The 26,093-nt window shown below is 44.1% G+C and carries 18 protein-coding genes and 5 pseudogenes; 5 read left to right on the top strand and 18 right to left on the bottom strand.

The window, feature by feature from the left end; genetic code table 11:
• Positions 1-117 precede the first annotated feature (117 nt).
• From RMX98_RS11065 to RMX98_RS11055, 3 genes and pseudogenes are all read right to left on the bottom strand, one after another.
• Positions 118-333, bottom strand: a complete 216-nt coding sequence (locus RMX98_RS11065) for a hypothetical protein (RefSeq protein ID WP_322678277.1) — start codon at positions 331-333, stop codon at positions 118-120.
• Between the two features lie 159 nt (positions 334-492).
• Positions 493-1,260: pseudogene (locus RMX98_RS11060) on the bottom strand (carbohydrate ABC transporter permease).
• Positions 1,261-1,288: 28 nt separating this feature from the next.
• A pseudogene (locus RMX98_RS11055) lies at positions 1,289-1,591 on the bottom strand (carbohydrate ABC transporter permease); the annotation flags it as partial.
• A 132-nt stretch (positions 1,592-1,723) separates the two neighbouring features.
• Between RMX98_RS11055 and RMX98_RS11050 the strand changes: the two are divergent.
• From RMX98_RS11050 to RMX98_RS11040, 3 genes are all read left to right on the top strand, one after another.
• Positions 1,724-4,174 carry an ATP-binding protein gene (locus tag RMX98_RS11050; protein WP_322678276.1) on the top strand — a complete coding sequence of 817 codons (2,451 nt, stop codon included), beginning with the start codon at positions 1,724-1,726 and terminating at the stop codon, positions 4,172-4,174.
• A gap of 319 nt (positions 4,175-4,493) precedes the next feature.
• Positions 4,494-4,724 carry a type II toxin-antitoxin system prevent-host-death family antitoxin gene (locus RMX98_RS11045; protein ID WP_322678275.1) on the top strand — a complete coding sequence of 77 codons (231 nt, stop codon included), beginning with the start codon at positions 4,494-4,496 and terminating at the stop codon, positions 4,722-4,724.
• Positions 4,721-5,113: a type II toxin-antitoxin system VapC family toxin gene (locus tag RMX98_RS11040; protein ID WP_322678274.1), complete on the top strand. Its 393-nt coding sequence runs from the start codon at positions 4,721-4,723 to the stop codon at positions 5,111-5,113. The genes RMX98_RS11045 and RMX98_RS11040 overlap by 4 nt, the downstream gene beginning before the upstream one ends.
• Positions 5,114-5,466: 353 nt before the next feature.
• Here the strand turns inward: RMX98_RS11040 and RMX98_RS11035 are convergent, their stop codons facing one another.
• On the bottom strand, positions 5,467-5,742 hold the full coding sequence (locus RMX98_RS11035; RefSeq protein ID WP_322678273.1) for a hypothetical protein: 276 nt from the start codon (positions 5,740-5,742) through the stop codon (positions 5,467-5,469).
• A gap of 188 nt (positions 5,743-5,930) precedes the next feature.
• On the opposite strand from RMX98_RS11035, the gene RMX98_RS11030 reads away from it, so the two are divergent.
• A complete protein-coding gene (locus RMX98_RS11030) occupies positions 5,931-7,352 on the top strand; it encodes an MFS transporter (protein WP_322678272.1) in 1,422 nt (473 codons plus the stop codon).
• An 85-nt stretch (positions 7,353-7,437) separates the two neighbouring features.
• Here the strand turns inward: RMX98_RS11030 and accD are convergent, their stop codons facing one another.
• The 6 genes from accD to RMX98_RS11000 all read right to left on the bottom strand — a co-directional run bounded on the left by accD (position 7,438) and on the right by RMX98_RS11000 (position 15,412).
• A complete protein-coding gene (gene accD, locus RMX98_RS11025) occupies positions 7,438-8,388 on the bottom strand; it encodes an acetyl-CoA carboxylase, carboxyltransferase subunit beta (RefSeq protein WP_322678271.1) in 951 nt (316 codons plus the stop codon).
• Positions 8,389-9,128: 740 nt separating this feature from the next.
• On the bottom strand, positions 9,129-9,956 hold the full coding sequence (locus RMX98_RS11020; RefSeq protein ID WP_322678270.1) for a prepilin peptidase: 828 nt from the start codon (positions 9,954-9,956) through the stop codon (positions 9,129-9,131).
• 214 nt (positions 9,957-10,170) lie between these two features.
• Positions 10,171-10,431, bottom strand: coding sequence for a hypothetical protein (locus RMX98_RS11015; RefSeq protein WP_322678269.1), 261 nt, complete (start codon positions 10,429-10,431; stop codon positions 10,171-10,173).
• A gap of 94 nt (positions 10,432-10,525) precedes the next feature.
• Positions 10,526-11,614 carry a 3-isopropylmalate dehydrogenase gene (gene leuB / locus RMX98_RS11010; RefSeq protein WP_322678268.1) on the bottom strand — a complete coding sequence of 363 codons (1,089 nt, stop codon included), beginning with the start codon at positions 11,612-11,614 and terminating at the stop codon, positions 10,526-10,528.
• Positions 11,615-12,005: 391 nt separating this feature from the next.
• Positions 12,006-14,756, bottom strand: a complete 2,751-nt coding sequence (locus RMX98_RS11005) for an HAD-IC family P-type ATPase (protein ID WP_322678267.1) — start codon at positions 14,754-14,756, stop codon at positions 12,006-12,008.
• A 92-nt stretch (positions 14,757-14,848) separates the two neighbouring features.
• The gene (locus tag RMX98_RS11000) at positions 14,849-15,412 is read right to left on the bottom strand and encodes a hypothetical protein (RefSeq protein ID WP_322678266.1); all 564 of its coding nucleotides are present in this window, start codon (positions 15,410-15,412) and stop codon (positions 14,849-14,851) included.
• A 223-nt stretch (positions 15,413-15,635) separates the two neighbouring features.
• Between RMX98_RS11000 and RMX98_RS10995 the strand changes: the two genes are divergently transcribed.
• Entirely contained in the window at positions 15,636-15,851 is a 216-nt protein-coding gene (locus tag RMX98_RS10995) for a hypothetical protein (RefSeq protein ID WP_409881392.1), read from the top strand.
• A 248-nt stretch (positions 15,852-16,099) separates the two neighbouring features.
• On the opposite strand, the gene RMX98_RS10990 is transcribed toward RMX98_RS10995, so the two are convergent.
• The 8 genes and pseudogenes from RMX98_RS10990 to RMX98_RS10955 form a co-directional block, all read right to left on the bottom strand.
• Entirely contained in the window at positions 16,100-16,537 is a 438-nt protein-coding gene (locus tag RMX98_RS10990; RefSeq protein WP_409881399.1) for a PAS domain-containing protein, read from the bottom strand.
• 54 nt (positions 16,538-16,591) lie between these two features.
• A pseudogene (locus RMX98_RS10985) lies at positions 16,592-17,032 on the bottom strand (CheR family methyltransferase); the annotation flags it as partial.
• A gap of 15 nt (positions 17,033-17,047) precedes the next feature.
• On the bottom strand, positions 17,048-17,371 hold the full coding sequence (locus RMX98_RS10980; RefSeq protein ID WP_409881079.1) for a hypothetical protein: 324 nt from the start codon (positions 17,369-17,371) through the stop codon (positions 17,048-17,050).
• A gap of 388 nt (positions 17,372-17,759) precedes the next feature.
• On the bottom strand, positions 17,760-22,979 hold the full coding sequence (locus tag RMX98_RS10975; protein WP_409881082.1) for an ATP-binding protein: 5,220 nt from the start codon (positions 22,977-22,979) through the stop codon (positions 17,760-17,762).
• A 44-nt stretch (positions 22,980-23,023) separates the two neighbouring features.
• Complete coding sequence (locus RMX98_RS10970) at positions 23,024-23,170, bottom strand: hypothetical protein (RefSeq protein ID WP_409881390.1); 147 nt, start codon at positions 23,168-23,170, stop codon at positions 23,024-23,026.
• Positions 23,171-23,177: 7 nt separating this feature from the next.
• Positions 23,178-23,378, bottom strand: a complete 201-nt coding sequence (locus tag RMX98_RS10965) for a hypothetical protein (RefSeq protein ID WP_409881389.1) — start codon at positions 23,376-23,378, stop codon at positions 23,178-23,180.
• Positions 23,379-23,401: 23 nt separating this feature from the next.
• Positions 23,402-23,743: pseudogene (locus RMX98_RS10960) on the bottom strand (sensor histidine kinase); the annotation flags it as partial.
• Between the two features lie 171 nt (positions 23,744-23,914).
• Positions 23,915-25,879, bottom strand: a pseudogene (locus tag RMX98_RS10955) (response regulator); the annotation flags it as partial.
• Between the last annotated feature and the right edge of the window lie 214 nt (positions 25,880-26,093).

Below are 26,093 nucleotides of genomic sequence, written 5' to 3'. Positions count from 1 at the left end.
TTATGACGCTCAACACAGCTAAGAATGCGATTCTCAATCTCCAAGCTGTTAATAGCTAATGACTCATTGTTTTTTGTCATTAGCTATCAGTGATTAGCCAAAGTCCGAGATAACTCTTCAGATGACCTCGTTATCACCCTCTAAGTCGCTAGTGCCTTTCGGGCGCATCTCAGACGATATTTGGGAAATAATTGCCTTTGCATCTTCTAACGCCAAACGGGTCTTTTGGTGTTTGTAGGCGATTCCCAGTTGGTTGCACAGAGAAAACACTTCTTCTACAGGAATGCTGTAGTCGGCTGCTATCTCTGCGATCGATAGGTCTGCAAAACCCATAATGCTTGTTTACTGATAGATAGAGATTGAGTCGCTGTAATACCAATATCACGTTAGGAGTGCAATTTGTTGCCCAAAATACTGTTTGGGGAATGAGAGGAGGCAGGGGGCAGGGGGCAGGGGAAGAATTTTTAACTTTTGACTAATGCCCAATGCCTATTAACCTTTTCCCCCGGTGAAGGTGACGCTTTGAATAAAGTAACGATTAAAAAAGGTGTAAATGCCTAAAGCTGGCAGGGTAAAGACCATAGAAGCCGCCATAATGTAGTTCCAGTAGCTGATATATTGACCTTTAAAGGTGTTCAGCCCCAAAGGGAGGGTAAACATTTCTGGGTCAAATAGAATAACTATAGGCAGTAAAAAATTATTCCAACTCCCCATAAAGACAAAAACTGCCTGGGCTGCTAGTGCTGGTTTTGCCAAAGGTAAGACAATATATCGAAAAATTCCAAAAGTATTTAAGCCATCGAGTTGAGCTGCTTCTTCTAGTTCTTTAGGAAAATTAACAAAAAACTGCCGCATCATAAAGATAAAAGTGGCATTAACCATGCTAGGAACAATCATGCCTTGGTAAGAATTTAGCCAGCCGATCGCTTTTAAAATCACAAATGTGGGAATTAAGGTGATTTGCGTCGGTACTGCCAGTACTGCCAAAATTAGGAAGAACCAAAAGCGCTTACCCATAAAACGCAGTCTTGCCATTGAACTTAACAACAAGTTTAAAAGGGTGACGCTGAGGGCGGTCGCCACACTGTTGAACAACCAGCGCCAAAATAGCGGTTCTTGGAAAAAGATTTGCCTGTAGTTGTCAAGAGTAAAATTCTTGGGGAGAAAGTTGGGTTCACCACCGACAATCTCTGTTCGTGGCTAAAATGATGCTGAAAGCGCCCAGAGAAAGGGAATTAGGGTAATGATCGCATAGAGTATAACAAAACTTTGAAGCCAAAGATTTTAGTCAAATCCGTTCGCCTCCGAAAAGTCGCTGCTGAATCAAAGTGATGGCAATGATGACTGCTGTTAACAAAAATGCGATCGCAGCTGCATATCCCTGTAAATTCCGAAACACAGCTTGGTAAATCAACAGCACCACAGTTAAGGTAGCGTTGTTTAGCCCACCAGTACCGCCAGAGAAGATGTAAGACTGGTCAAAAAGTTGAAAAGTCCCAATCACCCCCACTGCTACCACAAAGAAGGTTACAGGCCCAAGCAAGGGAAGAGTAATGTGGATAAATTGCTGCCACCCAATTGCTCCATCCAACCTACGTCTAATACACTATTTTAAGCTTGCCACGCTAGTACTCTCAGACAAAACAAAGACATTGTTTGTGTGAGTTAGCTGGATATGTAAGTTAGGGAACTATATATTTAGTTTCCTTGGAATACCCACAAAATGTCATATACAGCCTACTTACGCTCGATTAAAAGTAAACTTCAAAGAACTGGTAAAACTCAAAAAAGCCTACGGGTCAAAACTATCATAGAACAGTTTGGCTACCAGCGTAGAAGTCAATCATTCATAGATGATTTTAATACGGCTCTTGATGAATTGGGACTTTGTGCAAATCCTCGGTTAGATTTGCATATTCCGTTAGATGCAAAAATAACTATTTCTATTAAAGGTGTAGAACCAACAAATGAAGTTGCTGAACCTCAATCAATTTCAGCCAAACTAAAAGAGGCAATTTCAGTAAAACACGATTTTTTCTACTACTTGTTTGATTTTGGCTCTGAACAAGAATATGAAAGATTCCAAGCGTGTTTAGATTCTCATCAGCCAGTAGGTATTTTTCTGATTCCACAAGTAGAAGATTTCTTTTGTGATATTGTTGTCAAAATCTTTAATTATGAATTAATTAGAAAATATCAATATGGAGGCTATAATAGTATACCTAAAGTAGCAGTTAGGAAAATTCCTACGAGTATTTCCTCAGATGATCAAGATTGTGAAGATGAGCAAGAAAATCCCATTTTTGATGCTAGTATTTTCCAATTTTATCGCTCAACTATGACCAGCATTATACTTGGCAACACTGGTTTAGAATTGCTTGATTCTGAAAAATTCGATCGGCAGTTTGAACAGATATCCTTATATGCAAATAAATATAATTCAGAACAATTTTTTATCTTATTTCATTGTCCATCGGCATTAGAAATCCAAGCTCATCAACAAGAAGATGCTTTAGGATACTTGGTAGATAGAGTTGCTAGTAAAATTCCTTTTACTTTTACTCTTAGGTGTAAATATCCAAATGAAGCATCTATTGAATATAAAGAGGAAGTGTATGCCCATTTCCGTCTACTATTAGAACTTCCATATTATGAAATAGAGGAAGACGATGCATCTTTGCAAGATTACTTTGTAGAATTACAAAAAGCTCAAATCCAAGCTGAGTCTCAGTTATTGCTGAAGATGAAAGCTGAACATTTTTACACTCTGAAATGGCAGCAGGAAAGTAAAGAATATATCTACCTTAAATATTTTGCTATTAAAACGTTGGAAAGTCTAGGATATGGATTGTCTAATATTGGCTGTGAAGTTGAGTTAACTTCTAGGGATGAAGAAACAATTGATGAAGATACATCAGATTATGATGAAGAGTACCAAAGTGAAATCATAGAAGTCTATGTAAAAAATCAGGTAGTGGTTGAGATAGAAACGCTCAAATACCAAGAATTTCAGGATAATAATCTCTTTTTAGATTCAATTAAAAGAGTCTTGAGAAAATCCAAAGTATGGCCAAATCAACTAGAAAGCCTTTGGTTGGTAATTCCCGGTTTTGAGATCGCACGCAACTATTACCAACTGAAAAAAGTAAAGGAAATATTAGAATATAAGTTTTCTGGATATTATGGCGATCGCTTCCAAGTTATAATCATGGCTCCTGATTATGAAAAACACCAATTAGTCCCAGTATGCTTTGACTCTATCGACTATCCATCTTTTAATTATGGAGCTAAAAAACCTAGTTTGGTACAAGCATATCCAATTACTAACCGCATCAAAGAATTTAAACTTGACTTTAGCCAAGTACAAGGACTAAACGAAGAAAAAGAGAAACTAACTAGACTTTTAAAGTTGCAATCTAAAGGATATAAGAGTTCTATTGGTGGAATTCTTTTCTACGGTTTACCAGGATGTGGCAAAACTCTCCTGGCAAATGCCTTTGCTAATGAGTCTGGGAGATATTTCTTTAAGTTCTCTCCTGCCGATATTGTCAGTGTTTGGATAGGCCAAAGTCAAAAAAATATTCGAGATATCTTTGCTCAAGCTAAGAAAAAATCTCCTTCACTTTTATTCATTGATGAGTTAGACAGTATTGGATTTAATCGTAATGAAGACAACGCACACACAGACCAAAAAGCGACCATCAACCAATTACTCATAGAACTAAATAATCTGCAAAATAGTGATGTAATTGTCATTGCTGCAACTAATTATTTGAGTGGCATTGATAGTGCTTTGAAACGTTCTGGTAGATTGGATTGGAAGATTCCTGTTTTTCCACCCGATCAATTAGAGAGAAGACATTTATTCCAATACTACCTGTCAAAAATTGATATTGATCAGCTAGTCAACTTTGAAATTCTGGCGGATAAAAGTGGGAGATTTACTTCATCAGATATTGAATTGGTTTGTCGGGAAGTTAGAAATTCTATTCTTCTAGAAGAAATAAGTTCGACTTTAACAACTTCAGATGTGATTACTTACATCAATAATCTACAAGACGGTGGCTTAAGTCTTAACGAAGGACAAGTCAAGGAATTTTTGGAAGAATGCAAAAGAATGAGTGTGAAAAATCCTAAATTAGAAACTTTGAAATTAGAATGGGGATTGTATTAGTAATAAGCTCAGAAAATGGCGTAGGCGTAGCCCGCACTTCTCTACGAAACGCTCCCCGCGTAGCTTGCTTCCCCGGAGGGGTACGGCTGCGCGGAAATCGAGCGAAGTCGAGATTCAGTGACCGTCGTAGACATCGCTATTTTAGCAGTGTTGGAAAATAATTTTAGGAATATGCGATATTTTCATCCTCAAAAAATCCTGCTAATAAGTATAAGAGTGGTAGCGATCGCAAAGGCTCTTGATCATAGCTGGGAAATAGCAAGTGAAAACCGATGCTATACCCTATTATCATATGACTATAGTCATGACTATGGTTATTATGAAATCAATTTCCAAAAGTAAACTCAAATCCCAACTTCTTGAGTTCTTACGACTTGTAGAGTCAGAAGGAGAAGAAATTATAGTTACCGATCGCGGAAAGCCAGTCGTGAAAATTTCCAAATACGCACAAGCACCTTCAACAGAGGAATTATTTGGGGAAATACGCGGTAAAGTGAAGTATTTTGAGGATTTAACTACACCAACCACTGAGGAATGGACACAATTGTGAAGATAGTCCTTGACACTTGTGCCCTAATCTGGTGGAGTTTAGATCCAGCCAAACTTTCTGAACAAGCTAAAGAAGCGTGCAACCAGATGGAAAGGGATAAAAATGGTTTTGTCCCTTCCATAGCTATATGGGAAATTGCAATAAAAATCAAAAATAAAAAACTAGATTTAGGAGTCAATCTTAACGAGTACGTAGTAAGGCTGAAAAAGTCTAGTACCGTTCAGATTGTACCCATTGATGAAAATATTTGGATGGAAAGTGTCAATTTAGAATGGGGTCATCGAGATCCAGTAGATCGAGTTGTTGTTGCACTAGCCAGAAGTAATCAAGCTGCAATAATTACATCTGATAAAGAGATAGGAAATTTCTACTCAGAAGTGATTTGGTAGAGGTAAGAAAGATTACTTACTCCATCGTCTTAAACTGCTGATTTGCTTCATTCTCTGCCTTCAGCATTGTTTGTTTTAATGGTTGTTGTCTCACCCAACAAGGCGCTGATACTGTTTCACCTTAAGATTGATACAGATTCTTCCAGGGGGAGCAGGAAAAATAAACCTCTTGGCATTTGTGCTTTTTGCAAAAGAGGGGAAAAGGGTAAAGGTTATGGTTCGGCAAGCTCACCAACCAGGGGAAAGGGAAAATAATAAACCTTTCCCCTTTCCCTTTCCCCGACTTTTGCCAAGAAGTCTAATAATTTGTATCAATAATTTCGTTAAATGGTATGACAAACTGGTTATCAAAATTATTGACGATGCCTACGGCGGGCGGTTCCTGAGCGCAGCCGTTCGCGCAGCGTCTCCGATAGGAGAAGGGCTACGCCTACGCACTTGGATACTGACCTACTTGCCACGGTGTAGCATAATTCACACCCGCGACTAACCTCCCCAACCACTAAGTTTGATGGTGACTGCGTAGATACTAACGGTTTGCTTGGCAATTGTAGGCTTTGACAAGCAATAATAGCGATCGCGATCGCCATCACCAATGCCAAAAAATTAAATAATCCTTTAGTGTTCACAAACAAATAATATTCTCTTTCCCCGCTTATACCTTGTGTTATTAAGGAATGATATTTTACTTATTTGAAATTTTGGCTGAAAATTGCAAGCTAAAATAACGAAAAATTATCAGCAATGCTAATTAAAGCATACTGAGTCCCTTTGCAACCTGATTTGTCCGAGGATACTTCACCCATAATTTATGTTGATGGATTCTGTTCAGATTGAAACAACTGCACCACTAACTCTAGAATTTACCCAAATTGCCTCACCGCCAACAGTAATCTCTTCAAACTCTCGAATTTCCAAGGATACTATTCGCACTAGTTTAAAAGCTTCCACTGCGGATTCTGTCTTAGCATCGGTTTATTCTCTTGGAACTGGTGGGATTTTACTCAGCAATTTATTAGTGGAGTTGGGTGCTAGTCCAGTGGTATTTGGGATGCTGTCTTCTATTCCCATGTTGGTCAATCTCATTCAGCCGTTGGGTGCTTACTTGTCGGAACGCAGCACCAGCCGCTTTCGATATTCGCTTCGCACACACGGAATTGGTCGCCTGTTATGGCTGATTTTAGTAATTGGTATTGTCAGCGCCAGCTTGGGAGCGATTGATGCTCACCAGTTAGTCATATTGACACTCTTGATTGTTCTATTCAGTAATCTTTTGGGAGGACTAGGAAGCGCATCGTGGCTCAGTTGGGTGGCAATGATAGTTCCCCGACGATTACGAGGCAGGTATTTTGGCACACGCAATAGTGCTGCTAGTCTAACTAATTTGGTTTGCGTACCAATGGCCGGTTTAGTTGTATCACATTGGTATGGGGGAACTCTACAAGGTTATGGTGTAGTTCTACTGGTAAGTATTGTGTTTGGGATTGTAGGATTGGGGTGTCAGTATTTCCAGGTGGATATGAATCCGCAATCGCAAAACACTGATTATGGCAAGTCACCACAAACCACTGAGATTCAATCAGAGATTGCAAAAGATGAATCTTCTGAAGTACTTCAATCAATTCATTTGCCACAAGACCAGTTAACCAAGAGCATCTGGAAAAACTCTAACTTTTTGGTATTTCTGCTGTATTTCAGCTTCTGGACGCTTGCTGTTAACCTCAGCAGTCCTTTTTTTAACCTCTATATGCTCGACACGCTGGATTTAGATGTCAGCTATGTGACTATCTACAACAGCCTTCAGGCGGGAGCAACTTTGCTGATGCTTATCCTGTGGGGAAAATTAGCAGACAAGATTGGTAATCGTCCCATCCTCATCTGTATTGGGATTTTGGTTGGAGTTACACCACTCTTGTGGTTAGGTATTGGTGTAAATCGCCTTGACATCTGGTTGTGGTTGCCACTACTACACATCTTGACTGGAGGTACTTGGGCGGCGATTGACTTGTGCAGTAACAATATCCAATTGGGCATTGCACCAATTAAAAATCAGTCTATCTATTTTGCGATCGCAGCTGCCGTTGCTGGAGCCAGTGGTGCTTTGGGCACAACTATAGGCAGCTTTCTCGTGCAATTTGCTCAGTCTGGAGGCTTACTAGGCTTGTTTGCCCTCTCAGGTATATTTCGACTAGTAGCCCTTGTTCCCCTCATGTTTGTTCAAGAACCAAGCAGAGGATGAGAGGGATGAGGAGGATAAGGTAGTATTTTCTCCCTTGTCTTCCCCTGCTCCCCCTGCTCCCCCTGCTCCCCCTGCTCCCCCTGCTCTATTCTGCGGCTGTAGAAGTCAAGGACATTGTTTCCCACAAAAGCATGTGAGGTGTTGTTAGTACAGGCTGGTGTAGGGCAATCAGCTGGGCTAAGGTGTTCTTTAATTGGGTACGGGGTACGATATCATCAACAAAACCATGCTGGAGCAAATCTTCAGCAGTCTGGAAATTCTCAGGTAGTTTTTCCCGCAGGGTTTGCTCAATCACTCGCCGACCTGCAAAACCAATGGTTGCTTTGGGTTCTGCCAAGATGATATCACCCAACATTGCAAAACTAGCGGTAACGCCGCCCGTTGTGGGGTTGGTCAAAACGGGAATATATAATAGTCGGGCATCTTTATGACGCTGTAAGGCTGCGGAAATTTTCGCCATTTGCATCAAAGAGAGCATTCCTTCTTGCATCCTGGCACCACCGGAAGTGCAAACGATCACTACAGGATACCGCCGTTGAGTGGCTTGCTCAATCATCCGGGTGAGTTTTTCTCCCACGACCGAACCCATGCTACCACCCATAAAACGGAAGTCCATAACCCCAAGGGCAATGGGCAAACCATTGATTTGACCTAAACCAGTGTTAACCGCGTCTATTAAGCCAATTTTATCTTGTGTTTCTCGTAAGCGATCGCTGTAGGGTTTGCGATCGCGAAATTCCAGTGGATCTGTTGGACGCAAATGCTCATCCAGGGGTTTCCAGGTATTGTTATCTATCAATTGACGGATGCGCTCATCGCTGTCTACCCGATTGTGATGACCACATTCGATACAAACCATCTGATTGGCTTTCAGGTCTTTTGTGTATGCCAACACGCCACACTTGGAACATTTATGCCATAATCCATCAGCAATTTCACGTTCTTGGCGTTCGAGGCTGGTAGATCCTGACTTTCGTCGATTTGCAAACCAATCAAATAGAGACTTTAAACCACGCGATTCTTCGTTGTTAGCCATTTTTTATTTTATTTTAAGTGGGTATGAGGTCGAAAACATGTCAAACCGTATTGGGTTGTCCTTAGTCATTAGTTATTTGTCTGTACTAATGACCCTTCGAGTGACGCTCCTACGTCGCTAACGCCAGTTACTCATGGGGGAAACCCTCTTCTCTACAAGACACCCCGCGTTCACGTCGTGTCTCGTAGAGAAGGCGCTAGCCTCTCCCTTTAGGAGAAAACCGTACTGGCTCACTAATGACTACCTCGTTAAACTACGCTTTTAAGCAATTCAGACCTTAATTTTCATCTTTGGTTGCCAGCTTAACGAAAATACTTATGCCAATACAAGTCCTTGCTCTTTTTTCAGCAGACTTAATTATATAGACGTACTAACAACGCCATGAGAATACTAACCTCCAAATAAGATGCTTTTCCCCTCCCACCCAAATCAATTATTCGTATTGCTAGGTTATAAGCAATCAGCATCTGTTCCACTAGTTGCGCTTGCTAACGGTTAATCGTCGTTAAGAGGGTAATACAAGTTACAAGCTGAATATTATCAAAATCTGAAGGGCAGATGGGGTAATGTTGGTTACAGTCACGAATTATAAAGAAGAGGCAGGGGGCAGGAGGCATTGGGCATTGAGAAGAGACAAGGTAGATAAGAAGAGGGGGGAGATAAGGGAGAGACTTGTTCAATAATTCATCCTTGTCTCCCCAGCTCCTCTGCTCCTCTGCTCCTCTGCTCCCTACTTCAATTCAAGACGCTGGGAAAAATAACCGCAGGTAGCTAGACAAAATGGCTTCGCCGCTAAACAGCGTAATCACAGATCCTAAAGCCAAAAAAGGGCCAAAAGGGATTTTTTGTCCTAATTTTTGTTGCGATCGCTGCATAATCAAAATACCGATGCCAATTAACGCTCCCAGCGCACAGGCAATAAAACTAGCTAAGAGCAAATATTTCCAGCCTAACCAAGCTCCCATCATGGCTGCTAACTTGGCGTCACCTGCACCCATTGCAGTTTTACCAAAGGCAATTGAACTCAATAGGGCGATCGCCTCAAACAGCCATAAGCCTAATACTGCACCAACTATCGCCATCATAAGGTGATTGACCAATGCCACAAAACTACCCTGCGGTAGAAAACCAACTACCATTTGAAACAAAATTCCCACCACTAAACCCGACTGAGTAAGTGGATTGGGTAGGGTCATTGTATCTAGGTCGATGAGCGATAGCGCCAATAACCAACTGCAAAAAGCCCAATAGCCGATTGTTAAAGTCGAAACTTGAAATACCAAAAAAATTAGTAAAAAAATTATGCCCGTTACCCCTTCTACCACGGGATAACGGACAGAAATTTTGCTTTTGCAATATCGACACCGCCCTCTTAATAAAATCCAGCCGAAAACTGGTACATTGTCGTAAGCTTTTAGCTGGTTTAAGCATTTAGGACAACGAGAAGGCGGCCAAAGAATTGACAACCCAGCAGGTAGCCGATAAACAATAACATTCAGAAAACTCCCAATAGATGCACCCAAAGCAAAGACCATTACACTCGCCGGGATGGCGAACAAAATGTCCATACAGTCATTTGTCCTTTGTCATTTGTCATTTGTCCTTTGTCCTTTGTCATTTGTCATTTGTCAATAACTAGTCATCAATGACCAATACAACTCTTGGCGAGCCTGCGCCTTAAGCGAAGCTATGCCGGAGGCTTTACGACTACGCTCAGTACAAGTGACTAATGACTAATGACCAATGACCAATAACCAATGACTAATGACTAATGACTAATGACTAATACATGTGTGATTCAATTTGACTTAAGGGGACAAAACACTCTTGAGGTAAAAGAACTGGTTGGTTAGTAAAAATAACCTTACCTCGATGAGTCATTCGATTAATTGCTACACCGGAAGGTTGCCCAGCGATTTCGGGATGGACTTCACAGTGAGTATAGTATATCTGCCCAGCAGCTCTAATTACAGAGGGATCAATCAAAGGCGATTGGTTCTTTGGGGCGGTAAAATTTACTTGACCTTGTCGTAATGCGTACACTATCGACTGTTATTTGATTGCTAGATTTCCCTTTAGTCTACCCGAAACTTATAGCAAAGGTTGCCAAATTGCCCAAGTTGCTATACAAAATTTTCTATTTTTGTTCGATAGCTTTGATGAGTGAGTCTCCCATAGCGCGGCAACCAAGGAGATTTTTTCCTGGAGAAATTATATCCCCGGTGCGATCGCCCTGCTCTAAAACTTGCAATACACCTTGTTCGATTTGATCTGCCGCTTCTGGTTGGTCTAAACCGTAACGTAACATCATCGCCACACTCAAAACCTGTGCTAGAGGATTTGCCTTATCCTGTCCGGCAATATCTGGGGCGGAACCATGAACTGGTTCATATACACCAGGCCCAGAAGCGCCCAAACTAGCTGAAGGTAACATCCCAATACTACCTGTGAGCATGGCAGCAGCATCAGAGAGAATATCGCCAAACAAATTGCCTGTAACAATAGTGTCGAACTGTTTGGGAGCGCGTACCAACTGCATAGCAGCATTATCTACATATAAATGAGAGAGTTCGATATCTGGATATTCTTGAGAAAGTTGGGTGATGCGATCGCGCCACAACTGAGATACTTCTAATACGTTCGCCTTATCTACTGAACAAAGTTTTCCACCGCGTTTTTTAGCTGCTTCAAAGGCCACTCGTCCAATGCGTTCAATTTCTGATTCGGTGTAAACCATTGTATTTACACCGCGTTTTTCACCGCTTTCTGTAGCAAAAATACCTTTAGGTTTACCAAAGTAAATCCCACCAGTGAGTTCGCGCACCACCATAATATCCACGCCTTCGACAATTTCGCGTTTCAAAGTCGAGGCATCGATTAGCTGGGGCAAAATTTTCGCTGGGCGCAAATTGGCAAATAATCCTAAACCTGCACGCAGTCCTAACAAACCTGCTTCTGGGCGTAAATTGGATGGCAGGGAATCCCACTTGTAACCACCAATCGCTGCGAGTAATACAGCATCACTATTACGGCAAGTCTCTAGAGTGGCGGATGGTAGGGGTTCCCCTGTGGCATCAATTGCTGCACCACCAATGAGAGCTTCTTGGAATTCAAACTTCAGATCGAATAGCTTCCCTACGACTTTCAGTACATCTACCGCCACTGCCATAATTTCAGGGCCAATGCCATCGCCGGGGAGTAGAGTAATGCGGTAGTTCTGGGTCATAGCTGGTTGTTACTAGGTAAATGCTTTCAGATTAAATATCATACCTAGCAAAATGTACTGATGGAGTTTTTAATTTATTTGGGTGTAGCTCTAAGGGACTTCCAAAGAAAAAAATAATCAATCGCTTTGGAGAGCAAGGGGAGCAGGGGAGGCGGGGGGAGCAGGGGGAGAAGAAATCTAATAGTCGTATTTAGATGCAAGAATTGAGTAATTTAATTTTTGGATATCCTAACGTAATCATTTGGCATTGGATAATATCACTATCAAAGTTCTATATTTCTAGTAGTTTGCCAAGGGAACTTAGCTCTTGAAAGGGTAAAGGGTAAGGGATTTAAAATCTTTTCCCTTTACCCCTTACCCTTTACCCCGCTTGCGTTTCCTTGGCGAACTACTAATTGAGCGGATCGAAACGCTGCAAGACGAGAGCTATGAACACCACTGGCAAACCTACACCCATACAAATGAGAGCTTGGATAAATGTCAAAGGTGTGGTGTTAAACACTTGATTCATTATGCTCCACTGACTAAACAGACATTGTAAAATCAGTACAGCCACAATTCCGATCGCAGGTGCATAAGCTACAGGTGTGCGTTTACCTTGGATTTTGGCGACTAGAGATGGTAAAAAGTGGGTAATGCTTAACAGGTAAAAGACTTCTGCTGCCACCAATCCATTAATCGCCATTGTGCGAGCTAAGGCTTCATTGCCTGTAGTTTGCAGTATCCATTGAAACACCCCGAAAATTACCACCCAATTGAAAACAGAAATCGCTAATATGCGTTTAAGTAAACTACCTGATAAAAGCTTTTCTCTGGGGTTGCGTGGTGGTTGCTCCATCACCTGTCCAGATTTTGGCTCAAAAGCGAGGGGAACAATCAACCCTACTGAACTAACCATGTTCAACCAAAGAATTTGGATTGGTAAGATGGGAAGCACAGTTGCCAGGAGAATGGCAATCAAAATTGTCATGGATTCGCCAACGTTAATCGGCAGCAAGAAGGCGATCGCTTTTCGTAAGTTGCGGTAAACACTACGCCCTTCTTCCACAGCCGCTTCGATTGAGGCGAAGTTATCGTCAGTTAAAAGCATATCCGCCGATTCTTTGGCCACCTCTGCTCCGGCTATGCCCATCGCTACACCAATATCTGCCTGTTTGAGCGCGGGAGCATCGTTGACACCATCTCCAGTCATAGCAACAATTTCACCCTGAGACTGCAACGCTTTTACCAGATGCAATTTTTGTTCTGGAGCAACTCGCGCAAATACCATACCTTCCTCAGCTGCTTGGGTGAATTCATTTTCATCCATCTGAGTTAATTGCTGTCCGGTGAAAACTTGTGCTTCAGTCGAGCAAATTCCCATTTTACGGGCGATCGCAGCTGCTGTTAGTGCATGATCCCCAGTGATCATTTTTACCTGAATCCCGGCAGATTGACAGGCTTTGACTGCGGCGATCGCTTCCTCACGTGGCGGATCGATTATGCCTTGAAGTCCCAGAAACACCAGTCCTCGATCGAGATCGTTACGATCCAAGGATCGCTTAGTGGCAACTTCTTTGCTGGCAAAAGCTAGCACTCGTAACCCTTGGTTTGCCATACCAGCGACTTCCTGCTCCACTGCGGCAGGATTGAGACGAGCGAGTTTTCCTTGAGCATCGAACATCCGATCGCATCGTTGGAGAATTGCCTCTACAGAACCTTTGAGATAAATGATATTGAGCGATCGCTTTGCATCTAATTCATGCAAAGTCGCCATGTATTGGAATTGAGATTCAAAAGGAATGGTGTCTATTCTAGGTAATTCTTGCTCTAGATTTGCTTGCGTCAATCCCACTTTATTGGCAGCTGTAATCAATGCTCCCTCGGTTGGGGTTCCTACTAAGTCCCACTGTCCATCTCCCCATTCGATGTGAGAATCATTGCAGAGCAATCCTGCTTCCAGGGATTCCCAAAGAGCAATATGTCCATCTGCATTGAAATCAACAGGCTGTCCATTCATTAGGATTTCACCGTCTGGGGCATAACCAATACCGCTAACAGTGTAGTGTTGTCCACCTGCATAAATCTTTTGAACCGTCATCTGATTTTCAGTTAACGTCCCAGTTTTGTCAGAGCAGATAACGGTGGTACTTCCCAAAGTTTCCACAGCAGGTAGCTTGCGAATAATCGCCTTACGTCGTGCCATCCGAGAAACTCCGATCGCCAACGTGACGGTAACAATCGCAGGTAATCCTTCGGGAATCGCGCTGACTACCAGAGCTACACTCGCTTTAAAAACATTAATCCAAGATTCGCCTTGTCCTAATCCGACTGCAAATGTCAGAGCAGCCAAAGCTAAAATGACATACAACAAGCTTTTGCTAAACTTGTCAATATTTCGCGTTAACGGTGTTTTCAGATTTGTGCTACTTTCAATTAGCTGGGAGATGCGACCGGTTTCGGTGGCATCTGCGATCGCTACTACAATCCCTTCTGCCTGTCCAAAAGTAACAAAACTTCCGGCATACACCATATTGCTGCGTTCGGCTAACGGTGTCTCGACATCCAATAATTGGGTTACTTTCTCCACCGGAACGGATTCGCCTGTTAAGGCAGACTCGTCAACTTGCAAGCCACGCACAGTTAATAGCCGCAGATCGGCGGGTACTTTATCCCCAGATGCCAGCAATACTAAATCACCCAGAACAAGTTCAGTCGAAGCCAAACGAGTTTTTTGACTATTGCGAATCACAGTTGCTTCGGTGGTGACAGCTTTGGATAAAGCAGCGATCGCACCTTCTGCTTTCGATTCTTGAATGTAGCCAATGATAACGTTAATCAGGGTGACACCAAAAATTACTCCCGCATCTATCCAATCTTTGAGCAGCAGTGTCACCAGTCCCGCCGTCAGCAAAATATATAGTAGTGGTTGATTAAATTGCTCTAAAAATCGTAGCCAAGGACTTTTTCCACTTTTAGCAGTCAGTTGATTTGCACCCATTTGCTGGTGTCGGGTGGTAGCTTCTTCATGGCTCAAACCCGCTTCAGGATGGCTGGCTAAGGTTTGCACAACCTTTTGTTCGCCCAGAGTATGCCATTCATAGTTGAGTAAATCTTCTGTTGTCTGAGCAAAAGTATTTGTAGCGATCGTATTTGCTGTCATCTGTATCTCCAAATTGAAGTAACCGTTAAACTAATTCGTAATTAATACTCATCAGATTTAAGTAAAAATTTCTTTGTTTGAATCTCTACCTTTCATTTTTGAAATTGGTGTGATTCCGATAATCTTTTGCTAGGTTCGTAAACATGCCACTCTCGCACACCCCAGTAACTAAGAATCAATTCTGCTTGCAAAATTTCATCTGCTGTTCCCTCTACCTTCACCAAAAGTTCTTCTTGGAAGGTGGTTGGCTTACAGAGCGTAGCTTGCCTTTCGGGAGCAAACCAACCTTGAAATGCACCATATACACTGCCCAAAATTGCACTTGCTCCACCCGCCAGCAGTGTACCCAGCACAGATTCAACTGCTAATACTGGCCCAAAACCGGGAATAACTAATACGCCAAGTCCGACTGTTAGTGCTAGAAACCCCCCGGCTGTTCCTCCTGTAATTGCGCCTGCTTTGGCACCTTCGCTTGGAGTTATGGTATATTTATCCGCATTGGCATCCCCATGCAACTTTTCGTGTTTAGAGTCTAAAGGAAACACAGAAATTTTTTGCATAGGAAAGTCAATTGCTCCAAGTTCATTAAGCACCTGTGTTGCAGCTTGACGGGTAGAAATGATGCCTATTGCATATTTAACTGAATCTAAATTCATCACAAATTCTCCTATATAAATAAGTAAGTTCAAAACAAAAAATTATTAATATCTAATAGTGAAAATTAGAGTTTTTTAGTTTGATTGTGAGCCGTATTAGGTTGCTTATCTGCTTCTCTTTCAGGATGACTGATAAATGTGAATGAAAAGTGAATAAATTGTTTATCCTACTTAATTTTCATTTTTGAATCACATTTATCCCTCAAGCTAAAAGACAACACAGATGAATATAGACCTTTTGGCACTTATGCTTTTTGCACTCTTGTGGAATAAGGATATTAGAGGATGTCTGAGAAGTATCAAATATTTATTGATCCACCCTAACCACTGCCCGAATTCAACAAACGATCGCCCGAATTCAACAAACGATCGCCCGAATTCAACAAACGATCGCCCGTATTCAATAAACGATCGCCCGACGATCGCCCGTATTCAATAGACTTCTTGCAAAAGTCGGGAAAAGGGGCGGGGGAAAGGGAGAAAGGATTGTTATTTTCCCTTTACCCTTTAACCTTTACCCTTTTCCCCTCTCTTGCAAAAAGCACTTTTGCAAGAGGTCTAATAAACGATAGCCCGAATTCAAGAAACGACTGGATTTAAGAAGAAAGCCAAGCTTACTTCTTGAGCTTTAGCAGCAGCCCCGCGCTTTACCTGAAAGGTGATCGTCGGGAGTATGTCACAACGTATTCATCCGATTTCTACAGGCGTTAAATCCTTGTAATTTGGCAAAGGTGTTGTAATAAAAGTGAGATTTGCTCCAATTAGGCTACCATTCGGTTTTATTATTGGTGTAATGTGGATATCGAAATAACGAGTGCTGTGGCTAGTTGTCCACTCTAGGTTTTTTTGACTTATCAAGCAGCGATCGCGATTTAACCGCTTCATCAAGTCTCTAAAATTTACAATTTGTCCTATTCTTAAATCTTCCACTCGCACACATAAATCGTCATCTTTAAGACCAAACAGGGTACAAGCTTGCTCGTTAGCCATAATTAGGCAACCACGACAATCGACTGCAAGTAAGGCAAATGGGCTGTTTTGGAAAGCAGCTTGCCAGAAGTGAATAATTTGAGAATCTGGAGAATCAAGTACTTTCTTTTCAGCAGACTCAGGTCGAATCTGCAAGTATTCTTGCAAACTGAGATTCTTTGCTTTAGTAAAAATTGAATGCTTTATACTAACGGGAATGAAGATTTGTTTGTCGTTAGTCAAGCTTTCTGTTTTTTCTAAAAAAAGAAAACCATTATTGCTCAAGGCAAAATGAAAGCGAAGTAGAATAGTTGCGTAAGTTTTTGCATCAAAGTACTTTAGAACATTGCGGCACACCAGCAAGTCAATTTTAGATATGGGCGCATTCTTAACTAAGTCATGGCGACTAAAAATGATTGACTTACGCAGTTCGGAGCGAAAAACATGAATCGGGTCAATTTGCTCGCAATACTCAGACAAAAATCTACAGGGAATGTCTGCTAGCTCGGAATCACTATAACTACCTTGTCGCCCTTGTTTGAGCGCGTCTTCTTCTATATCCGTGGCAAAAATTTGCACTCGTTGCAAATATTGCTCCATACCTAGAGCTTTTGCTAGCAACATACTGACTGCATAAGCTTCCTGCCCAAAAGCACAGCCAGCAACCTAAACTCGAATTTTTTTGTCTGGATGCTTGCTCTGAATAATTTGGGGAATAATTTTATAAGCTAAATAATCCCAGGAATCGCGCTCAGAAAACGAGTCGGCGGAATTGTTTAAAATGGTGTCAATTAAAACATTAAGTTCTTCGGGTTTATCTTTTAAGTATTGCAAGTATTTACTATATTTATCAACCTTTAATTGCTGCATACGGGCTTGTAACTGAGCTATCAAATTCACCTGCTTATAATCTGGAAAATGATAAGCATAATTTTGCTGAAGGTAATTTAATAAAGTCTTTAACTCTTGCTGGCAAATTGATTTACTCATATTCTTACCTCTTTGCGCTACTAGATAATTACTGAAGCATCGAAGTTAATGTAAAAAGGTATCGTTAGCTGTACTCAGTGAAGTTTCTTAAAAAGATATATTATTAATGTTAAAAATAAACAATTTGATTAACATTATTAAATGATTCGTATTTCTTCTTAAGAGGATGTTTGAAAAGTAGTTAGCTGTGATTTTAGGCACTTGTCGATCTCTCCTAACCTCCCTTTTTAAGGGGGAACCGGAATTAAAGTCTCCCAATTTATCGGGAGATTTAGGGGGTTCTAGAACGTTTTGCTACCAATAAAAGGACTTTTCAAACATCCTCTAACCTAGAGGTTAATTACTTAGCGTAGAACAAACTTGAAGTATTAAAAAACTGCCTTAAGGCTTAAATGCTATTACCACTCAACGGTAAGTTAACAATAAAAGTTGCACCCTGCCCGACTCCTGCACTTTGGGCGTAGATAGTACCACCGTGGAGTTCTACGAGGTTACGGGCGATCGCCAGTCCTAACCCTAGTCCTTTTTTTGTGCCTTCTGCTTGACGAAATGCGTCAAAAATGTGTGGTATAAACTCAGCATCTATTCCGCAGCCAGTGTCACTTAATATAATCTGGGCTTGATTTTCATAAGTTTGCAGACTAATTTCAATTGTTCCCCTAGTAGGAGTAAATTTGACAGCATTAGTCAGTAAATTTAAGACAATTTGTTGTAAGCGGTGTGGGTCGCCTTGAACTGTTACTGGTAAAGGAGCAAGCGTACACTCTAGGCGAATATCTTTGGTTTGGTAAGATTGACGCACTGTAGCGATCGCAGTTTCAATTACTTGTTGCAGTTGTACTGGCTCTAGATTCAGGCTAATTTTACCCGCAGTGATGCGCGAAATATCGAGCAAATCTTCAACCAGTTTGGCTTGTAGAGTGGCATTACGTTCAATCGTTTCTAGGGATTTCATCAGCATGGCTTGATTAGGCGGGCTGCTACGGAGTAACCGCGTCCAACCGAGAATAGCGACTAAGGGGGTATTCAGTTCGTGAGAAACTGTTGATAGGATCTCATCTTTCCTGCGGTTAATTGTTCTTTCTTGGCGGAGTGCAAGAGAGCGTAGGTGTGCCATTTGCAGATAGGCATTTACACGAGTGACAAGTTCGTTGGCAGAAAAGGGTTTAATTAGGTAATCGTCAGCCCCAGCAAGAAGCCCTTCAATTACAGACTCTTCTCCAGCACGCGCAGATAACAAGATAATCGGTACTTCTTTTGTCCGTGGATCGGCACGCAATGCTTTGAGTAATTCAAACCCGTCTAATCCCGGCATCATCACATCACTTAGAATCAAATCTGGCACTCGCTCTGTTGCCGCCGCTAGTGCAGCCTCACCATTAGCCATTGCTTCAACTTCAATGTCGCGATCGCTTAATATCCGCGTTAGGTAATCGCGCATATCGGCGTTGTCATCGACAAGGAGGACGTGTGAGGAGGTAGGTGATAGGTGACAGGTGACAGGTGACAGGTAAGATTCTTCACTGTTCCCTGTTGCCTGTTGCCTGTTCCCTTCTTCCACTATCCACCGTTCTGCTTCCTGAACATAAGGCGCTGCGCCTAATGCAGTGGATGTCTGGGTGCGTGTGGCTGTGGTACGTTCGCGAAGCGTCTCCGTAGGAGATTCGTCTACATCGAGTTGTAGGCGATCGCTTGGCAAGTGTGCTGTGCCTAATGGAATTGTGACGGTGAAGCAGCTTCCTACTCCTACAGTGCTACTTACATCTACGGTTCCACCATGCAGTTTAATTAATTCCTGCACCAAAGCTAGACCAATTCCAGACCCTTCATGTGTTCTGGCTTTTGCTTTTCGCACTTGGTAAAATCGCTCAAACAAATGGGGCAGTTCTTCTGGCTCAATCCCTGCACCTGTATCTTCTACCTGTAACGTTACACGATCGTCATCGCCCAGATGCAGCCTGAGAGTGATTTCGCCCTCAAAGGTGAACTTAAAGGCGTTGGAAAGCAAATTGAGAACAATTTTCTCCCACATTTGGCGGTCTACATAAACTGATTCTGGCAAAGGTGGGCAATCGACAATTAGCCGTAGCCCAGCCTGTTCGATGGCGGAACGAAATACTGAGGCTAATTCAGCCGTGAACATTGCTAAGTCGGTCGGTTCATAGACTGCTTCCATGCGTCCAGCTTCGATGCGGGAGAAGTCAAGTAGAGTATTAACCAGTTTTAGCAGCCTCATCGTGTTGCGATGTACGAGTTCCAACCGTTCGCGTTGTACCCCAGGCAGGGGATTGACCGAATCGCTCAAGGCATCTTGCACCGGAGCCAGTATCAGCGTTAGCGGCGTGCGGAATTCGTGGCTGATGTTGCTGAAGAAAAGGGTTTTGGCGCGATCGAGTTCTGCCAGTGTTTCGGCTCGTTGGCGTTCTTGTTGACGGGCAGCTTGTTCCTGAATCAGGCGAATTTGATCGGCTTGTGCCTGTTTGCGATCGGTAATGTTGTTGAATACGACGACAATGTGGTGTTTATCTTCGTCGATGCGCGACACCAAAATATCGAACCAGCAATCTACACTGTCGATGTAGTGTTCAAACCGGGTTGATTCGCCTGTTTGAGCCACCGTGCCAAAGGTTTGCAGCCAGTTCTGATTCAACGGTTGATTCAGTTGAGTGGCGTTTTTACCTGCGGCATCACGCAGTCCGGTTAGGGACTCGAACGCTGGGTTGACCTGCAAAATTTTCCAGTCGATCGCTTTTTCATCGTCGTCATACAGCAGTTCGCAGAGGGCGTAACCTTCGTTGATCGAATTGAACAGCAGCCGATATTTTTCTTCTGATTGGCGCAACCCTACTTCGGCGCGGGCGCGTTCAAGCCGCGTCCAGATGCGGTTGGCGAGTTCGCGGGTCAGTTCGATTTCGTCGTCTCGCCAGTCATGGGGTTCGCTACGATAGATGACGAGCAGGAATTGCCACTCGCCATTGCGTATAAGCGGTATGCTGAGGAAGGAGCCGATATTCAGAGTCGCAAACTGCTCGCCATCGGTCAGGGGGTCGTCGAATACATCGCGGATGACGATATCAACTCCTGCGAGACAAAGTTGCATAACTTCAGGTGTTAAAAACTCTTGCATACGATACGTGCCACGCAGGCTCGGCACATCGCTGCGATGCCAGTTGTAGTCGATGACTGCAATTCCAGCCGACCCATAAAGTTCGGCAAAGGCGCAGGCCGACAGGTCGAAATGTCTGCCGATTTTTTTGCCCAGCGCATTCATCGTCTCGTCAATGTCCGTCAGACGCGCAAGGTCTTGGCTGACTTCGGCTAAAAAGGCGAGATTTGCATCGTGCTGTTTGCGTTCGTCTTCGACGCGCACGCGTTCGGTAATGTCGGTAAACAGAACCGCTACACAACGGCTTCCGGCTTCACCCAAGCGGAAGGCGTAGAGATCGAAGATGCGATCGAGCGTTTCTTCCTTCTCCTCAAAGCGCACAGGTTCCCCTGTTTGGGCGACTCGACCATAAATTTTTGCCCAAGCGGGGTTCGGCGTTCCCAAAATCTCGGTGGCTTTGCGTCCAACCGAATTTATTATTTCCGTTTGTCGCTCAAATGCAGGGTTCACTTCCAAAAAGAGAAAGTCGTTCCACTCGTCGTTGTCGTCTGCCAGAACTTCGACGACTGCGTAGCCCTGATCCATCGACTGAAAGAGCGATCGATATTTCTCTTCTGATTCACGCAATGCGATTTCCGTTTGCTTGCGTTCGGTGATATCACTCGCGGCTTTGAGCCATTCAATAATTTCACCCTGCTGATTCAGCAACGGAACGGCACGCGAGAATACCCAGCCGATCGTGCCGTCTTCTCGAAAAACACGGTGTTCTAATTCAAAATCGCTTTTAGTTTGGATGGCTGACTCAATCGCAGCCCACACCCGCGGCTTCTCATCTTCGGGAATATGTCGATCGAGCCAGGTATGCTGTGGATTTACGGTACTGACGATAAACTGCTTGCCTTCGAGATTGTACATTACGCGCCAATCTGCGCTCATTCTATACACAATGTTCGAGCTGGCCTTGGCGAGGGCGCGGAAATGCGCTTCACTTTCGCGCAGGGCGGCTTGGGCTTGTCGCTGCTCGATCAAGTCAGCGGCTTGGCGGGCGAGTAAATCGAGAAACCGCAGTTCGCGATCGCTCGGTCGGTGGTGTTCGCGCCAGTGGGTTGAAACCATACCGATCGCTTTGCCATAACGGGTAATCAGCGGCGTGGATTGGGCTGAGAAAAAACCTTCCTCGATATGTATTCGCATTGAGCCGTCGGGGTCTTCGCTCTCTGGCACGTCGAAATTCACGAACGCGCGTTCGCCACTCTTGAGTGCCATGCCGCAAGGCGTGTTTGAACTGGCGTTGACGCGGTAGAAATGCTCGGTCATATTGCGCTTAAAGCCCTGAGTCGCCAGCAGTAGTAAATCCTGTGTCACCTCATCAAGAATTTGCACTGTTCCGGCATCAGCTCGTGTGAGGGCGATCGCGGTAGAGATAATTTCTTGATACAGCGTTTGAATGTCGCCTTCCGTCACCAGTCGGGTACTGAGTTCGCAAAGTAGTTGCGTATCCTGGAGGTCTGCTGCTATAGTGGCTTCGGCAAGTTTGCGATCGGTAATGTCATAAGAAACGGCAAGCACTGCATAGACTTCGCCGTTTGCACAATAAAGCGGCGTTCCGCGTGAGATGTAAGCGCGATCGTGTGCGTCATGCTCGTGCTCAAACGACTCGCCAGCTAGCCCCCGACGGTAAAACACCTCGTAACTCGCCGCTAATTCGGGTGGCAGCACCTCAAAAATCGTCTTTCCGACAAAATCTTCGCTTTTGAATCCAGCAGCGGACAAGACTTCTCCTTCAGCCAGCAGGTAGCGGAGATTGCGATCGACGACAAACGCCGCCCCACCGGGCAGATTCTCAATCAAAGCGCGCGATCGTTCTTGTGCCTGTTTGCGCTCGACAATTTCCGCTTCTAGGGCAACGTTGACAGCCAGCAATTCTTGAGTTTGTCGCTGATTGAGTAAGAGGGCGGCAGCCGTAAAATCTGCCAAACTCGTCATCACTCGCACATCTTCACTATCAAAATGCCGTTGCTCGTCGTGCGACATAATCCAGATTGTGCCGAGGGCGTGATTCTCCGCAATCAGCGGTAGCACTAATCCTTCAACAATGGGAGTGTTTGCTTCCTGAAAGTAGGTGAAATACTGTTCGGGATGGGAAAAAAGCACAGGCGCACCGCACTCCAAGCAAACTCCACAAGGGCTAAAGTTGCGGGGTATACTGCCGCCTACGTACTGTGCTAATGTTCCTGCTAATACATTCCAGCGAAAGATTTCTTCACCATTGGGTGTTGTTTCTAACAAACTAACGCCTGCTGTTCCCGCCTGACATAGCTTCAGTGCAATTTCTACTAGAGTTTGCATCAGTGCTTTTGAATCACGCGCCATCTGCCGTGCCAGCGGTTGCATTGCTTGGGCTTGAGCCTGCCAGTTAGGAGAACGGGGCGATCGCCTAGATAATTCCTCAGTAATTAAAATGTCGCCTAGTGTAGCAGTTTGTGGCTCTTGATGTTGCATCACCCTTATAACTCCAGCAATTGAGCAAGATTGTTCAAAGTGCTTCAGGTTTGCCAGTTCTCAAAGAAGTCGGGGATCTCCGCTAATAGTAGCTTAACGGTAAAAATTGCGCCTCGTCCAACTCCGTCACTCGCTGCCTCAATTGTACCGCCGTGCAGCTGGACGAGTTGACGAGCGATCTGTATTAACATTTGCATATTACGCGCAGGCTGCAAGAGCTTCCGCTTTCACGTTTCCGTGTTTCGCGCAAGCTGCAAGAGCTTCCGCTTTGGCTGCAAGAGCTTTTGCTTTCACGTTTCCGTGTTTCGCGCAAGCTGCAAGAGCTTCCGCTTTGGCTGCAAGAGCTTCTGCTTTCACGTTTCCGTGTTTCGCGCAGGCTGCAAGAGCTTTTGCTTTCACGTTATCTAACTATTCTTTATTCTTTAGTTAACTGACACCATCAAAGGCAATTTAACGGTAAACGTTGCGCCTTTTCCAACTCCCTCACTCGCTGCCTCAATTGTACCGCCGTGTAGTTCTACAAGTTGACGCGCGATCGCCAGCCCCAGCCCCAAACCCCCTGGTGTGTGTCTGCTGGGTAGTTCTTCTTGAGTAAAGCGATCGAAGACATGGGGGAGAAAGTCGGCACTAATCCCGATACCAGTGTCGCTGATACTGATAGCAACCCAAGAGTCAAAAATATCTAGCTGAACTTCAACGCTTCCTCCTGTGGGTGTAAATTTAATGGCGTTATGCAGCAATTTTGAGAAAACTTGCTGCAAACGGATTAAATCTCCGCAAACGCAAATATCCTTCTGTAGCGACTGGCGTCGCGTCCCTACAATTTGAATTCTTTTAGCCTGAGCATCGCTGAACATTGTCTGCATCACTTCACCAACAGTAGAAGTGAGATTGACTGGCTCTCGATTCAAGTGGACTTTACCTGAGAGAATAGTTGAAATATTCAGCAGATCCTCAATTAGCATTGCCTGGTTGTTAGCGCTGCGCTCAATGGTATCTAAAGCGCGTAAAGCAGTAGACCGATCCAGCTGATTTAAACGTAGTAAGCGAGTCCAACCCAGGATAGCAACCAAGGGAGCGTGAAGTTCGTGAGTAACAGTTGCTAAAAACTCATCCTTGAGGCGATTTGAAGATAATTCCTGACGCAGACGCGCCATTTGTAAGTGAGAATCTACGCGAGCGACCAATTCCTGGGCAGAAAAGGGCTTGATTAAGTAGTCGTCTGCTCCTGCTTGTAAACCTTCAATTGCCGCTTCTTCACCTGCACGAGCCGACAGCATGATGATGGGTATGCCTTTTGTCTTTGGGTCAGATCGCAATGCACTCAACAATTCAAAACCGTCCATTTCTGGCATCATTACGTCAGTAAGTACCAAATCTGGCGGTTGCAATGAAACAGCTGCTAGTGCAGCAACTCCATTGTTCACAGCTTCTACCTGCCATTGCTTTGATAGCAGACGCGCTACATAGTCCCGCATATCGGCATTATCATCCACTAACAAAATGCGTGCAGTCGAGAACTGCGAGGAATTTATCGGGGGTGGGTTTGGGGCCGCCACAAAGTGGCGGCCCCAAACCCATAAATTTTCTTCTGTTAGCCATTGCTGTGCTTCCTCGACATAGGGGGCAGTACCTACTGATGTTGATGCTAGTGTCGGTTTGGCACTAATTTGATTGCTTGGCAAGTGCAATAAGCCTGTAGGCAAAGTTACTGTAAATGTCGTTCCCTTACCGAAAACACTCTCCACGTTTACAGTGCCGCCATGTAGATGAACGAGTTCAGCCACCAAAGCAAGCCCAATACCCGATCCTTCATGACTCCTGGCTTTTACACCTCGTATGCGGTGAAAGCGCTCAAAAATTTTCGGTAACTCTTCATCAGTAATGCCTGTGCCTGTATCGCGTATTTTTAGCTCTACTTTGTCACCTATTTGGTGTAATGAGACGGCAATCTCTCCAGTGAAGGTGAACTTGAAGGCATTGGAGATTAAGTTAAGAACTATCTTCTCCCACATTTCGCGGTCTACATACACGAGGTCGCTTAGGGGCGGACAATCCACGATTAATTGCAAAGAAGCTGTTTCAATTGCCGAACGGAACACTGAGGCTAACTCGGCTGTAAATTTGGCTAAATCAGTTGGCTCATAAACTGCTTGTATTCTGTCTGCTTCAATTCGGGAGAAGTCAAGTAAGGTATTGACTAGTTTGTGCAATCTCATGGCGTTTCGCTGAACGATCGCCAGTTGTTCGAGCTGTTCGGGCTGGAGTATACCATAGGTTTGAGCGATTACTTGCTCAAGTGGATTGAGTATCAAGGTTAAAGGCGTGCGAAATTCGTGGCTAACGTTGCTGAAGAAAGTGGTTTTGGCGCGATCGAGTTCTGCCAGAGCTTCTGTTCTCGCAAGTTCTTGCTCGTAGCTGCGAGCCGTGGCAATGGAACTTTCAACCTGCTGGGCGACCAATTCGAGAAATGAGCGATATTCGGCATTGAACTGGAGGCGGGGGCTGATTCCTGCAACCAGCAGACATTCCACAATTTCTTTGTTGCGGGACAGAATCGGGAGAATGAAAGCAGAATGGGGACTTTCTGGCCACGGTTCGACGGGGAGCTTACCGAAGCGATCGACCACATCGGTAATCAGCAAGGGTTCACGGCTCTGGAGAACGTCCACTAGCGACCAGCAACTTGAGCGATCGGTCAGATTAATCTCTCTTGGCGCAGCGGTGCTGTCTGCACTCAGCCCACTTAAAGCCACCAATTCTGCCAAGTTGCCTTGCTCGTTGACCTGATAGAACAAGGCAAAGGGAATATCGTAAGGATTGAGCGTATCGGCAGCAGCAAGACAGGCAAAAGTGCGCGTTTTTGCCCCACTTCCAGCTGTGGCTAATTCTCGCAGCATCGTCAGGCGACGTTGACTAATTACTTGCTGGGTAGTCTCAGTAGAGGTACAGAGCAGCCCACTAATCTTGTCCATCTCATCCCGAACGGGACTATAGCAGAACGTGAAATAGGTCTCTTCCAGGTAGCCAAAACGCGAGGGGTGAAAAGGCTGATCTGCCGCAAAGATGGCTTCCCCCGTAGTCCTGACACTTTCAAGCACCGGCTTAACCTGG

This window comes from Nostoc sp. DedQUE02, assembly GCF_034531035.1.
Lineage (GTDB): Bacteria > Cyanobacteriota > Cyanobacteriia > Cyanobacteriales > Nostocaceae > Nostoc.
The sequence above is the reverse complement of the archived record's forward strand: the minus strand, read 5'-3'. Positions and strand labels throughout refer to the sequence as shown.

Excerpts from the sequence above, each read along its gene's own strand:
- leuB (WP_322678268.1), bottom strand. The coding sequence starts at position 11,614 with ATGACCCAGAACTACCGCATTACTCTACTCCCCGGCGATGGCATTGGC.
- RMX98_RS11050 (WP_322678276.1), top strand. The coding sequence starts at position 1,724 with ATGTCATATACAGCCTACTTACGCTCGATTAAAAGTAAACTTCAAAGA.
- RMX98_RS10995 (WP_409881392.1), top strand. The coding sequence starts at position 15,636 with ATGAATATAGACCTTTTGGCACTTATGCTTTTTGCACTCTTGTGGAAT.
- RMX98_RS10970 (WP_409881390.1), bottom strand. The coding sequence starts at position 23,170 with ATGTTAATACAGATCGCTCGTCAACTCGTCCAGCTGCACGGCGGTACA.
- accD (WP_322678271.1), bottom strand. The coding sequence starts at position 8,388 with ATGGCTAACAACGAAGAATCGCGTGGTTTAAAGTCTCTATTTGATTGG.
- RMX98_RS11005 (WP_322678267.1), bottom strand. The coding sequence starts at position 14,756 with ATGACAGCAAATACGATCGCTACAAATACTTTTGCTCAGACAACAGAA.
- RMX98_RS11030 (WP_322678272.1), top strand. The coding sequence starts at position 5,931 with ATGGATTCTGTTCAGATTGAAACAACTGCACCACTAACTCTAGAATTT.
- RMX98_RS11065 (WP_322678277.1), bottom strand. The coding sequence starts at position 333 with ATGGGTTTTGCAGACCTATCGATCGCAGAGATAGCAGCCGACTACAGC.
- RMX98_RS11045 (WP_322678275.1), top strand. The coding sequence starts at position 4,494 with ATGAAATCAATTTCCAAAAGTAAACTCAAATCCCAACTTCTTGAGTTC.
- RMX98_RS10980 (WP_409881079.1), bottom strand. The coding sequence starts at position 17,371 with ATGAGTAAATCAATTTGCCAGCAAGAGTTAAAGACTTTATTAAATTAC.
- RMX98_RS10975 (WP_409881082.1), bottom strand. The coding sequence starts at position 22,979 with ATGCAACATCAAGAGCCACAAACTGCTACACTAGGCGACATTTTAATT.
- RMX98_RS11000 (WP_322678266.1), bottom strand. The coding sequence starts at position 15,412 with ATGAATTTAGATTCAGTTAAATATGCAATAGGCATCATTTCTACCCGT.
- RMX98_RS11020 (WP_322678270.1), bottom strand. The coding sequence starts at position 9,956 with ATGGACATTTTGTTCGCCATCCCGGCGAGTGTAATGGTCTTTGCTTTG.